This is a genomic window from Marinobacter sp. B-12, assembly GCF_056857915.1.
Window position 1 is genome coordinate 18,883 of sequence record NZ_JBSXOB010000045.1, and the last position, 14,715, is coordinate 33,597.

General features: G+C 58.0%; 14 protein-coding genes. 4 read left to right on the forward strand and 10 right to left on the reverse strand.

Features of this window, described 5'->3' with window-relative positions; translation table 11 throughout:
• Positions 1 to 51 precede the first annotated feature (51 nt).
• From AC13D2_RS06990 to pedF, 10 genes are all read right to left on the reverse strand, one after another.
• Positions 52 to 1,842: a S9 family peptidase gene (locus AC13D2_RS06990; protein WP_482938378.1), complete on the reverse strand. Its 1,791-nt coding sequence runs from the start codon at positions 1,840 to 1,842 to the stop codon at positions 52 to 54.
• Between the two features lie 73 nt (positions 1,843 to 1,915).
• A complete protein-coding gene (pqqE, locus tag AC13D2_RS06995) occupies positions 1,916 to 3,070 on the reverse strand; it encodes a pyrroloquinoline quinone biosynthesis protein PqqE (RefSeq protein WP_482938379.1) in 1,155 nt (384 codons plus the stop codon).
• A complete protein-coding gene (gene pqqD / locus AC13D2_RS07000) occupies positions 3,067 to 3,330 on the reverse strand; it encodes a pyrroloquinoline quinone biosynthesis peptide chaperone PqqD (RefSeq protein ID WP_482938401.1) in 264 nt (87 codons plus the stop codon). The genes pqqE and pqqD overlap by 4 nt, the downstream gene beginning before the upstream one ends.
• Before the next feature lie 11 nt (positions 3,331 to 3,341).
• Positions 3,342 to 4,073, reverse strand: coding sequence for a pyrroloquinoline-quinone synthase PqqC (gene pqqC, locus AC13D2_RS07005; protein ID WP_421912097.1), 732 nt, complete (start codon positions 4,071 to 4,073; stop codon positions 3,342 to 3,344).
• Positions 4,074 to 4,093: 20 nt separating this feature from the next.
• Complete coding sequence (gene pqqB, locus AC13D2_RS07010) at positions 4,094 to 5,023, reverse strand: pyrroloquinoline quinone biosynthesis protein PqqB (protein ID WP_482938380.1); 930 nt, start codon at positions 5,021 to 5,023, stop codon at positions 4,094 to 4,096.
• Between the two features lie 52 nt (positions 5,024 to 5,075).
• On the reverse strand, positions 5,076 to 5,147 hold the full coding sequence (gene pqqA, locus AC13D2_RS07015; protein WP_007153157.1) for a pyrroloquinoline quinone precursor peptide PqqA: 72 nt from the start codon (positions 5,145 to 5,147) through the stop codon (positions 5,076 to 5,078).
• A gap of 364 nt (positions 5,148 to 5,511) precedes the next feature.
• Positions 5,512 to 7,032 (reverse strand): acetaldehyde dehydrogenase ExaC, encoded by a 1,521-nt coding sequence (gene exaC / locus AC13D2_RS07020; RefSeq protein ID WP_292048709.1) that lies wholly within the window; start codon positions 7,030 to 7,032, stop codon positions 5,512 to 5,514.
• 228 nt (positions 7,033 to 7,260) lie between these two features.
• On the reverse strand, positions 7,261 to 9,036 hold the full coding sequence (locus tag AC13D2_RS07025) for a PQQ-dependent methanol/ethanol family dehydrogenase (RefSeq protein ID WP_482938381.1): 1,776 nt from the start codon (positions 9,034 to 9,036) through the stop codon (positions 7,261 to 7,263).
• A gap of 226 nt (positions 9,037 to 9,262) precedes the next feature.
• Complete coding sequence (locus tag AC13D2_RS07030) at positions 9,263 to 10,219, reverse strand: substrate-binding periplasmic protein (protein ID WP_482938382.1); 957 nt, start codon at positions 10,217 to 10,219, stop codon at positions 9,263 to 9,265.
• Positions 10,220 to 10,295: 76 nt separating this feature from the next.
• The gene (gene pedF / locus AC13D2_RS07035; protein ID WP_292048712.1) at positions 10,296 to 10,724 is read right to left on the reverse strand and encodes a cytochrome c-550 PedF; all 429 of its coding nucleotides are present in this window, start codon (positions 10,722 to 10,724) and stop codon (positions 10,296 to 10,298) included.
• Between the two features lie 261 nt (positions 10,725 to 10,985).
• Between pedF and AC13D2_RS07040 the strand changes: the two genes are divergently transcribed.
• From AC13D2_RS07040 to AC13D2_RS07055, 4 genes are read left to right on the forward strand one after another with little or no spacing between them, the layout of a single operon-like run.
• Positions 10,986 to 12,158: an ABC transporter substrate-binding protein gene (locus tag AC13D2_RS07040; RefSeq protein WP_482938383.1), complete on the forward strand. Its 1,173-nt coding sequence runs from the start codon at positions 10,986 to 10,988 to the stop codon at positions 12,156 to 12,158.
• Positions 12,159 to 12,202: 44 nt separating this feature from the next.
• Positions 12,203 to 13,177, forward strand: coding sequence for a YVTN family beta-propeller repeat protein (locus AC13D2_RS07045; protein WP_482938384.1), 975 nt, complete (start codon positions 12,203 to 12,205; stop codon positions 13,175 to 13,177).
• Between the two features lie 5 nt (positions 13,178 to 13,182).
• Complete coding sequence (locus AC13D2_RS07050; RefSeq protein WP_482938385.1) at positions 13,183 to 13,905, forward strand: ABC transporter ATP-binding protein; 723 nt, start codon at positions 13,183 to 13,185, stop codon at positions 13,903 to 13,905.
• A gap of 2 nt (positions 13,906 to 13,907) precedes the next feature.
• Positions 13,908 to 14,711, forward strand: coding sequence for an ABC transporter permease (locus AC13D2_RS07055; protein ID WP_007153168.1), 804 nt, complete (start codon positions 13,908 to 13,910; stop codon positions 14,709 to 14,711).
• Positions 14,712 to 14,715: the final 4 nt, after the last annotated feature.

Here is a 14,715-nt window from a genome sequence, read left to right on the forward strand (position 1 = left end):
GGTGTTGCTGTTGCTGTTGTTATTGTATAGACCCTGAGTTTACCTTAAGCGTTACCCGCCATCATTCCACTTTTGGCTATTTCGACAGTAGAAAGTGAGCAGATTCTCCAACAGGGCAACCTGGTTTTTCTGCTGCCGGAAACCGTGCCCTTCGTCCTCAAACCACCAGAGCTCCACTGGCTGCGCGTTCTGCTCCAGAACTCGTACCATTTCCCGGGTCTGCTCGGGCACGACCACACGATCCTGGCCACCCTGAAAAAAGATCATCGGCCTGCGGATGCGATGCGCCTGCTGAACGGGTGTGCGCTCATGCCAGCGCTCTGGATAATCACTCGGCGCACCCAACAGCCAGTCCAGGTAGCCTGACTCAAATCGGTGCGTCACCTCCCTCAGATGGGCCGGATCGCTAACACCAAACAGGCTGGCACCGGCCCGGAACCGTGTACTGCGAATCATCGCCATCAACGCGGTATATCCGCCAGAGCTACGGCCCTGTATAAACAACCGGCTGGCGTCAGCCCTGCCAGTGGCTACCAAGTGGTCCGCTGCCCGCTCCATGTCCTCCACATCGGACTGGCCCCAGTTGCCAGCGAGTGCCATGCGAAAGCGGCGGCCAAATCCCGCGCTGCCGCGATAATTGACATCGGCGACCGCAAAGCCATGGTGGCACCAGAACTGGACCTGTGGATTGAAGACCGGCCAGGCCGTCGACGTGGGCCCACCGTGAGCAATCAGGATCAACGGCGGTGGGCAGTTTTCAGATGGACCATCGACGGGCGGATACAAAAACCCACCTACCTCTTCCTGGCTTCCACTCGATGAAGGCACCCGAAAGAATTCAGGCGCAACAATGGGCATATCGGCGAACGGCGATTCGCCCCCTGCCAGCAGACGGTCCCGCTTGGTTGCCAGATCCACCGCCAATACCGAGTCGAGACGGGACGCCGATCGGGCAACACAGTAAAGTTGGCCTTCGAAAACCGTTAGATGTCGGAAGTCGTTGAAATCAGGCACAACCCTTTCCGGCGATAAGCCGGCGGACCGCTTCAGCCATAGCTCCCCAACCCCGTTTAGGTAGCGCACCCAGGCCCAACCGTCCCGCCCTAACGGGCAATAATGGCGTTCGCCCAATTGCCAGGGTGCACTTGCGTGGTCCGCTGGGGTCGTGTCCAGGCAAGTCCACCTGGCCCGTTCATCTCGCCACGACACGCGCCATGCCTGCCACCATCCTTCGTGGTCCGAGAGCACGTACAGTGTTTCACCATCGAATACAGGCTGCTGCACGCTGCCTTCTTGTGATGTGGGCCAACAACGGGCGTGGACCAACTGCCCGTCTTCATTAACATCCGCAGTCCATAGAACGGATCTCACCCAGGGCATATCCGGTAACGACCAACAGATCCATGCCATGCGTTCACCGCTGGCGGAGAGCGCCGGTGCGCCGTAAAAATCCTCGCTGTCGTGCAGGGGCACAACCTCGTTGTGGTCTCGAACCGCCACCAACTGCTGACAACCCGAACGTTCACGTATGGCCAGGGTGCGGTGATGAAGCGGATCCCATACCAGCCCACCAAAGCTGGCGCCCGTATCCTGTGTTACAGCGTTTGTGGCGCCCGTAACAGGATCGATACGATGAATCTGCTGTTGGGATGCCTCAACGGCGTACAGCGTGTCGGGCCCGACACACAGCGCACCTCCGCCGTAACCATTGACCTGGCTGCGAATACCAAAAGTTGGAGGAGTAACCCATTGAGGACTCTCACCACTCACTTTTCGGAGCAGGTTGTGACCGCTGTCAGGGTCGAATTCCAGCCAGAATACGCCGATTTGGCTGGCCGTCACCCACCCGCGCTGGGTAAACGCCGCAGATGCCTGTTCGGCTGACAGCGACGGAGACCGGGGCGGATTCCCGGCATCAGCCCCTGAAGAACAACCGGGAGTTGTTGGCGTTGCGATAGGTCAGCTCCTCCAGCCCGGCGGTGGCGTGGTCCGCCGCCTGGCGGGCGGCGAGGATGCGGTCATGATGGGGTGACTTGCTGCAAACCGGGTCTGCATTGTCGGCATTACCGGTAAGCAGATAGGCCTGGCATCGGCACCCGCCGAAGTCCTTCCCTTTTTCGTCGCAGGACCGGCACGGCTCCGGCATCCAGCTGTCCCCCCGGTAATGGTTGAAACCCGGGCTGTCATACCAGATCGAGTGTAGCGAGGAATCCCGCACATTGGGAAACTCAATGGGCAACAGGCGGGCGCTGTGGCAGGGTAAGGCGGTGCCATCCGGCGCCACGGTGAGGAACAGGCTGCCCCACCCGTTCATACAGGCCTTTGGCCGCTCCTCGTAATAGTCCGGGGCAACAAAGATCAACCTCATCGCCGAGCCGTCATCTGCCAGACGCTTGCGATAGATGTTTACGTCGGCCTCAGCCTTTTCCAGCTGTGCCCTGGAGGGCATCAACCCCTCGCGGTTTTCGAACGCCCAGCCGTAGTACTGGCAGGTAGCCAGCTCCACGTAATCCGCGCCCAATCGCTCACACAAGCTGATGATATCGTTCATCTGGTGAATATTGTGTCGGTGGATTACGAAGTTGAGCACCATGGGGTAACCCGCCTCTTTTACCGCTCGAGCCATCGCCAGTTTCTGTTCAAACGCCTTGCGGGAGCCGGCCACGGCGTTGTTCAGCTCCGGGTCCGAAGCCTGGAAACTGACCTGGATATGGTCCAGCCCGGCGTCACGGAAAGCATTAACTTTGGCTTCGGTGAGCCCCAACCCCGAGGTGATCAGGTTGCTGTAATAGCCCAGTTGCCGTGCCTCTGCAATCAGTTCCGGCAGGTCCTGACGCACCAGCGGCTCGCCCCCGGAAAAGCCCAGCTGGGCTGCTCCCATCTCACGGCCCTGGCGCAGCACCCTGACCCACTCATCGGTGCTCAATTCCTGCTGGGTCTGCGCAAAATCCAGTGGGTTGGAACAATATGGGCATTGCAGCGGGCAGCGGTAGGTCAATTCCGCCAGCAGCCACAGTGGCGGACCAATACCAGGGCGATCACCCGCCGGCATGGTGTCGTGCCGATTCATGGAAACAGTATCCAGTGTTGCTGTTCAGCGTCCTTGAGGAAATCGCTGACATCGTCTGCCAGGGATCCCGCATCGGGAAACTTCTGCTCCAGGATAGCGACAATATCGGCCACGGTGCGCTGGCCATCCACTTCGTTCAGCACCGCCCCGGCACTGTCGTTCAGCCGTACCATACCTTCAGGATACAGCAATACGTGGGCCTTCTGGGCCGGCTCCCACTGGAAACGGAACCCCGGGCGAAGGCGCGGGGTGCGCTCCATGAGCGTGCCCACTACACCCCCCTGTGCCAGACTGGCTGGCTGGTTACGGTGTGGTACGGCGGCGTGCGGTGCTGATAAGCCATAGTCAGGGCATCCAACATAGACCATAAGATATCCAGTTTGAATTGAAGGATTTCCAGGGCACGGGCCTGCTGTGCCGCGGTGGTAAAGTGATCCAGGGTAATCGTCAAACCATGCTCCACGTCACGGCGCGCTTCCGACAACCGCTTGCGGAAATAGGCATATCCATCGGTCTGGATCCACGGATAATGCCGGGGCCAGCTATCGAGCCGGGATTGATGGATTTCCGGAGCAAACAGCTCCGTCAGGGAGGAACAGGCCGCTTCCTGCCAGGTCGCCCGGCGGGCAAAGTTCAGGTAGGCGTCTACCGCAAACCGGACACCCGGCAGCACGTGGCGCTGGTCGATGATCTCGTCCCGGGTTAGCCCTACTGCTTCCGCCAGGCTCAACCAGGCCTCGATACCGCCTTCGTCGTCACTGTGGCCATCGTGATCCAGTACTCTTTGGAGCCACAACCGACGTACCGAGGCATCCGGGCAGTTAGCCATGATCGCCGCATCCTTTCGGGGGATGTTGATCTGATAGTAGTAACGGTTAGCGACCCAGCCACGAATCTGCTCCGGGGTGCAGTCACCGCCGTACATGGCTTTATGGTAAGGATGGTGGATATGGTAGTACTGGCCTTTTGCCCGCAGGGCCTGCTCAAAATCCCCCCGATTCATGACGGTTGTAGCAGTTGCGTTCACAGGGGGACCTCCATATCCAGATGCATGCCGTCAAACGACACCTCAATGCCATGCCGGGTCAGCACGGCCCGTTCAGGCGAATCCTCGTCCAGAATCGGGTTGGTATTGTTGATGTGGATAAGAATTTTCCTGCGCGCTCGCATGGTATCCAGCACTTCGATCATGCCGCCAGGGCCACTCTGGGCCAGGTGCCCCATTTCCTGACCGGTGCGGGTACCCACCTCGCAACGCAGCATTTCATCGTCATGCCACACAGTGCCATCCACTAACAGAGTGTGGGCCTTGCGCATCCATTGCAGGATCTGCTCGTCCGGTTTCCCGAGCCCTGGCGCGTACATAACCGTTGTACCACTGCGGGTGTCTTCTACGAAAAGGCCGATGTTGTCACCTGGATGCGGGTTGTGACGGCGTGGCGAATAAGGCGGCGCATTGCTCAGCAGCGGTATGGCTGTCAGCCTCAGCGACGGTGCGCAGGGAATGGTAAAGGATTGCTGGTCGGTACAAGGCACTTCGTGCCACCGGGGCCCTCCATTCCAGTGCTCAAGCATGCGGAACAGCGGAAAGCCGCCACTAAGGTCTTCATGGACCTGCGCCGTGCACCAGACATCCAGTGGCAAACCTTCCCGCAACATCAGCAGTCCGGTGGTATGGTCCACCTGGCTGTCAATCAGCAACACCGCGTTGATCCCGGTATCCCGAAGCGCGCGGCCCGGTTGCATGGCATCAAAACTTGCCAGCTGAGCACGAATATCGGGAGACGCGTTACAGAGAATCCAGTGAACACCGTCTTCGCTGATGGCAATGGAGGACTGAGTGCGAGCGCTGGCGTTCAGCGTTCCTTTGCGGAAGCCATCACAATTGGCGCAATTGCAGTTCCACTGGGGAAACCCTCCGCCGGCGGCGGAACCGAGGATACGAATCTGCATGACGGAAACTCCAGAAGCAAAATGGCCAGCGCACGAGGCTGGCCATCACTTCTCAGCGGTTGGCGAAGTACATGGTGACTTCGAAGCCGATCCGCAGGTCTTCATAGGCTGGCTTGGTCCACATAACGCTTACCTCTTGTGATGATTGTTGTGGCATTGAGGATCCGTTAACCGGTTGCCCGGTAACTCATCTCCAATCCTACCCAGTCCCTGAAACGGCAAATATGGTACTTTGGCACTGATTTCAGACCGATCCGAGCCCCGAAACTCATCCTTTCGACCCATTCCGATGGGCATCGGCTCAGACACAAAAAAAGGCCCTGGGAAGGACCTAAAACTGGCAGGAAGACCCATCCATCCCCACCAGTCAACTGCAATCCGGTAGAGATGCACCCCGGCCAGACACCGGGGAGGAATGTGCACGTCCGTGTGCTGACTCGCCACCGGGCCTGTGTGGGAAGGCCCGGGCACAACAGTCATTACCCGACTCAGAAGAAGCCCAGCGGGTTGATGTCGTAGCTGACCAACAGGTTCTTGGTCTGCTGGTAATGGTCCAGCGCCATCTTGTGGTTCTCGCGGCCAACACCGGACTTCTTGTAACCACCAAAGGCAGCGTGAGCCGGGTACTGGTGGTAACAGTTGGTCCACACACGGCCTGCCTGGATAGCGCGGCCCATGCGATAGGCACGGTTGATGTCGCGGGTCCAGAGACCGGCACCCAGACCAAACTCGGTATCATTGGCGATGGCCAGGGCTTCTTCCTCGTCCTTGAAGGTGGTCACACCCACCACCGGACCAAAGATTTCCTCCTGGAACACACGCATGTTGTTCTTGCCTTTGAACAGTGTGGGCTGAACGTAGAAGCCATTGTTATAGGCATCATCCATTTCCTCTCGGCCACCGCCGGTCAGCACTTCCGCGCCTTCCTGTTTGCCGATTTCGAGGTAGGACATAATCTTGTCGAACTGCTCCTTGCTGGCCTGGGCGCCGACCTGCACATCGGTATCGAGCGGGTTGCCACGCTTGATGGACTTCGTGCGTTCAACAACTTTGGCCATGAACTCCTCGTACATGTCTTCCTGTACCAGCGCACGGGAAGGACAGGTGCAGACTTCGCCTTGGTTAAAGAACGCCAGAACCAGGCCTTCCACACATTTGTCGACAAACTCGGGCTCGGCTTTCATCACATCGGAGAAATAGATATTGGGGGACTTACCACCCAGCTCCACCGTGGACGGAATAATATTCTCGGCCGCGCACTTGAGAATGTGGGAACCCACCGGTGTGGAGCCGGTGAAGGCGATCTTGGCAATACGCTTGCTGCTGGCCAGTGCCTGACCCGCTTCAATGCCGTAGCCGTTGACAATGTTGACTACGCCCGGTGGCAGCAGGTCACCAATCAGATCCATCAGGATCAGGATACTGGCGGGCGTCTGCTCTGCCGGCTTCATCACCGTGCAGTTACCAGCCGCCAGGCAGGGCGCCAGCTTCCACACAGCCATCAGCAAAGGGAAGTTCCAGGGAATGATCTGGCCCACAACACCCAGCGGCTCATGGTAATGATAGGCCACGGTATTGTTGTCGATGGCGCTGGACGTATCTTCCTGGGCGCGGATACAACCGGCAAAGTAACGGAAGTGGTCAACCGCCAAAGGAATATCGGCATTCAACGTCTCGCGAACAGCCTTGCCGTTATCCCAGGTTTCAGCGACCGACAGCATTTCAACGTTCTGCTCGATACGGTCAGCAATTTTCAGCAGGATGTTGGAGCGCTCGGTGGTCGAAGTCTTTCCCCAGGCAGGCGCGGCCTTGTGGGCGGCATCCAGAGCCACTTCAATATCTTCGGCCGAGGAGCGGGGAATTTCACAGATGACATCGCCGGTCACCGGCGTGATGTTCTCAAAATACTGACCCTTGACCGGGGCGACCCACTCGCCGCCAATGTAGTTCTCATAACGGGGTTTGAAGGAGACGACGGAGCCTTCCTTACCAGGTTGTGCGTAGATCATGGTCTCGACCTCTTGTTGTGTTTGTCGCAGGACAACGCGGCCTTGCGCGTTTACCCATTCAATGTAGACCCCCACACCGAATAGTTGAATGATTCGATGGAGGTGAAAAACTCCTCCCTTGGTAGTAGGTGGCTGGGGGGCTAAGACAAGATACCGATAAAGCAAACAAAAAAGGGCCGCCCGAAGGCAGCCCTGTAAGGCCGATACTGGATCGGCGCTGTCTACAGATCACTTACTGGCAACACGATCCTTCGGCAGCCTGAACGTCCAGACCATACCGCCCTGATTGAAGTCCTTTACCACCTTGGCGACTTCACCGCCCCAAAGCGGAACCGCACCGCCCCAACCAGAGGCCACGGAGACATACTGCTCGCCGTCCATGGTCCAGGTGACAGGAGTACCCACAACGCCGGAACCGGTGTTGAACTTGTACAGCTCTTCGCCGGTCTTGGCGTCAAAAGCCTTCAGGTAACCTTCAGGCGTACCAGTGAAGACAAGGTTGCCAGCGGTTGTCATTACACCACCCCAAAGAGGAGCGGTGTTTTCATAACGCCATACTTCCTTGCCGGTCTTCGGATCCATGGCGCGGAGTACGCCGATATAATCGTCATTAGCTGGCTTGATGGTAAAGCCCGCACCCAGGAAGGCCGCGCCTTTCTTGTAGGAAACCGGTTCGTTCCAGATATCCATCGACCATTCATTCGACGGTACATAGAACAGGCCGGTGTCCTGGCTGTAGGCCATGGGCATCCAGTTTTTGCCACCAAGGAACGCTGGCTGGGCAACAACCACCTCACCCTTGCTTCCGTCCATTGCCGAGGGATCCCCCGGGCGACCACCTTCCTTGAAAATCGGACGGCCAGACTTCGGATCAAGACCTTCAGCCCAGGTAATTTTGTCCACGAACGGGAAGCCCCGAATGAAGTCACCGTTTTCACGATTGAGAACGTAGAAGAAACCGTTACGGTCAGCCGTAGCTGCCGCTTTCACCGTTTTTCCTTTGTCTTTGTAATCGAACGAGATCAGTTCGTTGACACCATCGTAGTCCCAGCCATCGTGGGGTGTGGTCTGGAAGTGCCATTTGATGCTGCCGTCGTCCGGGTCAATCGCCACCCGTGATGAGGAGAACAGGTTATCGCCGGGGCGTAAATGCGAGTTCCAGGGTGCCGGGTTACCGGTTCCGAAGAACAGGGAGTCGGTGTCCTGGTCATAGGTGCCACCCAGCCAGGTCGCAGCACCGCCGTTCTTCCACATATCGCCCGGCCAGGTCTGTCCGGCCTTGCCTCCGGAAATGCCGTTTTCAACCGCCTTGCCATCTTTGTAGACATAGCCCATATGGCCTTCAACGGTCGGGCGCATCCACACCAGCTCACCCGTATTGGCGTCATAGGCTTCCACCTTTCCGACAATACCGAACTCACCTCCGGAAACGCCGGTAATCACCTTACCTTTGACGACGATAGGTGCGGCAGTAATGGCATAACCCGCCTGGTAATCGGCGACTTTCTTGATCCACATGGGCTTGCCGGTGTCTTTGTTCAAAGCGACGAGTTTGGCATCGAGAGTACCGAAGATAACCTTGTCGTCGTACAGGGCTACGCCACGGTTAACAACGTCACAACAAGGCATGATGCCATCCGGCAGACGCGCGTCGTACTGCCAGATTTCCTCACCGGTTCTGGCATCAATGGCGTAAACGCGGGAATAGGAGGCAGTCACGTACATCACGCCATCCTTGATCAGCGGCTGCGACTCCTGGCCGCGCATTTTCTCGCTACCAAACGAGAAGGCCCAAGCTGGCTGAAGGTGTTGAATATTATCGGTGTTCAGGTCTTCCAGGATACTGAACCGCTGGCCCTGGGTACCCATGCCGTAGCTGACGATATCGTCCGGCGTTTTGTGATCGTTCATGATGTCTTCGTCGGTGACCGCCTGGGCCCCATACGATACGGCCAGCGCCAGGGCACTGGCTGCAATGCGAATCCCGAACTTGTTCGATGTCATGGTTGCGCTCTCCAAGTCTCTTGTTTTCGGTGCTATCGTTTTTGTTTCAGGATGAACCGGGAACTTTTCCCGCCTCTGATGTGATTCTTCGCTTTGGGACGAAAACCGACAATTACCCCCCGGCACTGGTTTTCTCATCACTTGGTATTACTACCTCCATAAAACAAAGCCCGCGATGGTGTCGCGGGCTTTTTGCTGCACTCTTGCGGCTGAACCGGGATTCTGATCAAGGCCGGCCTTCGGCTTTCGCTAACGCCTCCTCGCTGAGAAACTCCCGGTAATATTGGGGAACGCTGTACCGCAGCCCGAGCTCCGCAAACAACGACTGCATATCACCGGATTTCACCAGGTCACCGATGATGGCCTCAATCGCGTAACCAAGCTGGCGATGGGTGTGCTTGATGGCCATTCCCACATCCCAGACCTGCTTGCCAATGCCTGGAAACCCATTGCCAGCAAACTGGAACTCGTTATTCTCCGGGCGGCCCAGCTCATGGTCGATCTCGGCTCGCATTCCCATAACGGCACTCACCTCCCCATCCTGCATGGCGCCGAAGGCCTCGCGAACGTTTGGATAATGCCTGACCTGATCCCGCATGCGCCCCTGCAGACCGGAGCTCAGATAGAAATCCGGCAGGGTGTCGATCTCCACGCCGATGGGGTGGTACTGGAACTTGGCAACGGTGTCGACGCCGTCAATCTTTTCGGGGTTGAAGGCAATCTGCCAGGTCTCCTGCTGGTAAGGGCCGAACAACACCACCTGTTCATTGATGTATTCCCCCGTGGAGTCCTGCATGTAGGCATACTGCTTGTCATAGGGTACCCGCATCATCACGTCTGCCAGCCGGCGCTTGGCGAGGTAGTGCCCTTTCCAGACGTTGTTTCTGAGGTCATCCCCCAGGTTTTCATCAGGCACAATCCAGTGCACCTTGAATTCAACGCCCATTGCCTCGGCAATCTGCTTGCCCACTTCCACGTCAATGCCACGGGGTTCTCCGTTTACCTCGTAGGAGTACGGTGGGAAGTTTTCGTAAACACCGACTTTCAGATAACCGGATTCGAGAATGATGTCGTAGGTTCGGTCCGCAGGCCGGTTCAGCAACGGATCGCCGTCGTCCATTTCCTGCGCAGGGACCACCTGGAAAAACAGCATCAGTACGATAATACGGGACAGTGTTTTCATTGTTTTCTCCCCAACGACGTCAGGCCGGCACAGGGCCGGCCTGAGTACAGGCTTTGTGTGAAGATCCGTGAGGCGATCATTCCGGCTTCGGCAGAGACTCCACATACGTCCGAATCGCCCATATGGCGTTCTGGTCCAAGGTCTTCTTCCACGCGGGCATGCCGCGGTCAGTACCATTGAGAACCCGGGTAACGTAGTACTCGTCATCCCACTCGGTCAGTTCCCTCAGATCGGGCGTCAGGCCACCTGACATCGCGCGGATACCGTGGCAACCGGCGCAGTTGCCAGCGTAAGCGCTCTCACCCACGGCCACGGCCTGGGCATTGTGCTCGCCGTACTCACTGCCTTCCCGAAACGGGTTCTCCGACCGCACTTCGTCCCCGAGTTCGGGCAGGTCACCAGTGTCCACCTCCTGTGGAGTCACGTTGCCGTGAGCCATTACCAGTCCAGCAGCTCCCAAAAGAGCGGCTGCCAGCAGCGCGTGAAGTGAAAAGGACGTGGTCATTGTTGCTACCTCTGCTATTTGATTCCTCATCCATTGGCTGTTGGTTTTGTCAGACGCCAATGTGCTTGCTCCCAGTCTAGGAACCGCACCGCTCAATCCGAATGCCACTTTGGAGGTTTTGGTGTAGTTCCTTGGTAGTAGATGCGAGGGATTGCTGCAGAAATCTCATCCTTTAGTACCGGTAGATTCCTACTTTCTGAATATTTCTGGGACTTTTTCGCTTCTCTAAGCTGGAGGAACAACAACAAACCGGAGAATTCCATGTCTCTTTTGTTCAGGACTGCAGCCGTATTCCTGGCAGCGACCCTCGGCATGGCCCCGCTGAAGGCAGACTCTCTAGAGGTACGTGTGGGGTATGTGCAATGGGTGCCAGACCCGGGGCCGGTGCTGTCCAATGTTATTCCGGAACCGGAGGATGCCGGCCTCAAAGGCGCTGAGCTGGGGTTGCAGGACAACAGCACCACCGGGAAGTTTCTCGGCCAGACTTACACCCTGAAAAGTACCGTTGCCGACTCGGAAGCCGAGGCGATCGCCGCTTTCGACCAACTGCGCAAGTCCGGTATCGAACTGTTTGTGGTCAACGCTCCGGCACAGACACTCAAGAGCATGATCGCAAAGGCGGGCGCAGACACGCTCCTGTTTAACGCCGGCTCAAAAGCGGACGGGCTTCGAACCACCGAATGCAACGCCAACCTGCTTCACACCATGCCCAGTTACGCCATGCTGACCGACGCACTGGCACAGTGGCTGAACCAGCGTCGCTGGGACGAAATTTTCATGATTACCGGGCCCACTGACGATGATAAAGACTGGGCCAATGCCTTTCGCAGGTCTGCCAAGCGCTTCGGCCTTGAGATGATCGAAGACAAGCCATGGACCTTTGACGCCGACCTTCGCCGCACCGCCTCCAGGGAGCTGCCGTTGTTTACACAGGCCAGCGATTACGATGCCGTGGTGGTGGCCGATGTTCGGGGTGATTTCGGCGAGTACGTGCCGTTCAATACCTGGCTGCCGCGCCCCGTCGTCGGTACTCAGGGAATGTCCCCCGTGACCTGGCACCGGGTGGTGGAAAGCTGGGGTGCCGCTCAGCTACAAAATCGTTTCCGTGACCTGGCCGGCCGCGACATGACCGGCGAGGATTACGCCGCCTGGGCCGCCATTCGTTCCATCGGCACAGCGGTGACCGACCTTGGTAGCGCTGAGCCAGCTGACGTTCGGCGCTTCCTGTTCAGTGACGAATTCCAGCTTGCCGCCTTCAAGGGGCGCAAGCTCACCTATCGGGACTGGAACGGTCAGCTTCGGCAGCCGATTCCCCTGGTTCATCCACGGGGACTGGTTGCCAGAGCACCATTCGAGGGGTTTCTGCATCCCCACACTGAAATGGACACTCTCGGCTTCGACGAACCCGAGAGCAACTGTCGCATCAACGGCTGACCGCCCCCTGACGGAAGCTTTCTAAAACAAGAAGGAGTTGCTTCATGAAGTCTTTGCTCAAACACACCGCCCTGGCCGCCATAATGGGCCTGTCGACACCGGCCATGGCCAGCCTTGCCTACGTGTCCAACGAAAAAGACAACACCCTGTCCATCATCGACACCGAGACCCGGGAAGTCGTTGAGACTATTGATGTGGGCCAGCGCCCGCGGGGCATCCTGCTGTCCAAGGACCATACCAAGCTCTACATCTGTGCCAGCGACGACGACACCGTTCAGGTGCTGGACCTGGCCAGCCGCAAGATCGTCGACACCCTGCCCTCCGGTGAGGATCCGGAGCAGTTTGCGCTCCATCCAAACAACAAGCACCTGTACATCGCCAATGAAGACGACGCCATCGTGACGGTGGTGGATGTGGAGACCAAAGACGTCCTGGCCCAGATCGACGTCGGCATCGAGCCGGAAGGCATGGCCGTCAGCCCGAACGGCAAATGGGCGGTCAACACCAGTGAAACCACCAGCATGCTGCACTGGATCAACACCGATACCTTTGAGATAGAGAAGAACATCGTTGTCGGGCAACGCCCCCGCCACGTGGAATTCAGCAAAGACAGCAAGATTGCCTGGGCGTCGGCGGAAATCGGCGGAACGGTGCACATTATCGATGTGGACAATCTGAAGCAGGTCCATGAGATGTCTTTCAAAGTCCCAGGTGTCAACCAGGACCGTGTACAGCCGGTGGGTATCGAGCTGACGGACGACGGCAAGTACGCCTTCGTGGCTCTCGGCCCGTCCAATCACGTCGCCGTGGTGGATGCACAAACCTATGAAGTGCTGGAATACCTGCTGGTCGGTAGCCGAGTCTGGCAACTGGATCTGGACAAGGACCAGAAGCACTTGTACACCACCAACGGCGTTTCCGGAGACGTTTCGGTGATTGATGTCGAAGATTTGAAGGTCATCAAATCCATCAAGGTCGGCCGCTACCCCTGGGGTGTGGTCATTGATCCGTCTTCCTAACCACCATGACCATTGAAGCCAGCCATATCAGCTTTCGCTACGGCGACACGCCCGTGCTCAAGGAGGTCAGCTTCGCGCTGACCTCTGGTCGCTTCCACGCTCTTCTGGGCCCCAACGGCGCCGGCAAGTCGACACTGTTTGGTTTGCTGACCCGGCTTCTGGCGATCCAGCAGGGCGAACTCCTGCTGGCCGGGCAGTCATTGAAAAAGCAGCCCTCCGAAGCCATGCGCCAGATTGGCGTGGTGTTCCAGCAAAACGCTCTGGATCTGGACCTGACAGTGCGCCAGAACCTGCAGTATCACGCCGCGCTGCACGGCTTATCCCGCAAAGAAGCCCGAACGCGGGGTGATCGGGAGCTTGCTCGATTTGAACTGCTGGAGCGCGCCAACGAACCCGTGCGCAAGCTCAATGGCGGCCACCGCCGACGTGTGGAAATAGCCCGTGCCTTACTTCATGAGCCCACTCTGTTGCTGCTTGATGAACCCACCGTCGGCCTGGATGTGGCAAGTCGCAGAGCGCTCAACGAACATGTTCGCATTCTGTGCGCCGAGGCTGGTCTGACCGTGCTGTGGGCGACGCATCTGATCGAGGAGGTGCAACAGGACGACCGGGTATTGATCCTGCACCAGGGCCAACTGCTGGCCGACGGCGCAGGCCACGACATTTGCGAAGCCGAAGGCACCCGGGACCTGGCGGAAACCTTCCATACCCTGACTGGAGCCGGATAATCATGAAAGCGGCCCATTACTGGCACTGTTTTGTCGGCATCCAGACCCGGGAGTGGTTGCGCTTCTGGCAGCAACGCACCCGTTTCGCCAGCGCCCTGGTTCGGCCGCTTCTGTGGCTGGTGGTGTTCGCCGCCGGCTTCCGGGCGGTGCTGGGCATTTCCATTATTCCGCCCTATCAGACCTACATCACCTACGAGACCTACATCGCCCCCGGACTGTGCGGGATGATCATCCTGTTCAACAGCATGCAAGGGGCGCTTTCCATGGTGTATGACCGGGAGCTTGGCAGCATGCGGGTGTTATTGATGAGCCCTCTGCCACGGCCCTTCCTGCTGGTGACCAAGTTGCTGGCGATGGGGGTGGTGTCGGTTGGGCAGGTGTATGTGTTCCTGCTTCTGGCCCTGTTGGTGGATGTAGAGCCACCGTTGTGGGGGTATCTGGCCGTCTTGCCAGCCCTGATACTAACCAGTCTGATGCTGGGGGCACTGGGCCTGCTGATCGCCACCTGGATCAAACAACTGGAAAACTTCGCGGGGGTCATGAACTTTGTCATTTTTCCGATGTTTTTCATGTCTTCGGCACTGTATCCCCTCTGGAAGATGAACGAAGCCAGCCCCTGGCTGTACTGGATCTGCCAGTTCAATCCGTTCACACACGCCGTGGAGGCGATCCGGTTTTCGCTGTATCTGGAGTGGAACCCGACAGCCTATGGCATCACCGCAGGTGTGACGATTGTGCTGGCCCTACTCGCCACGGCCGGGTTTCGGCCTCAACGAACGAAGATACTGGGGACAAAGCCTGCCTGACCAA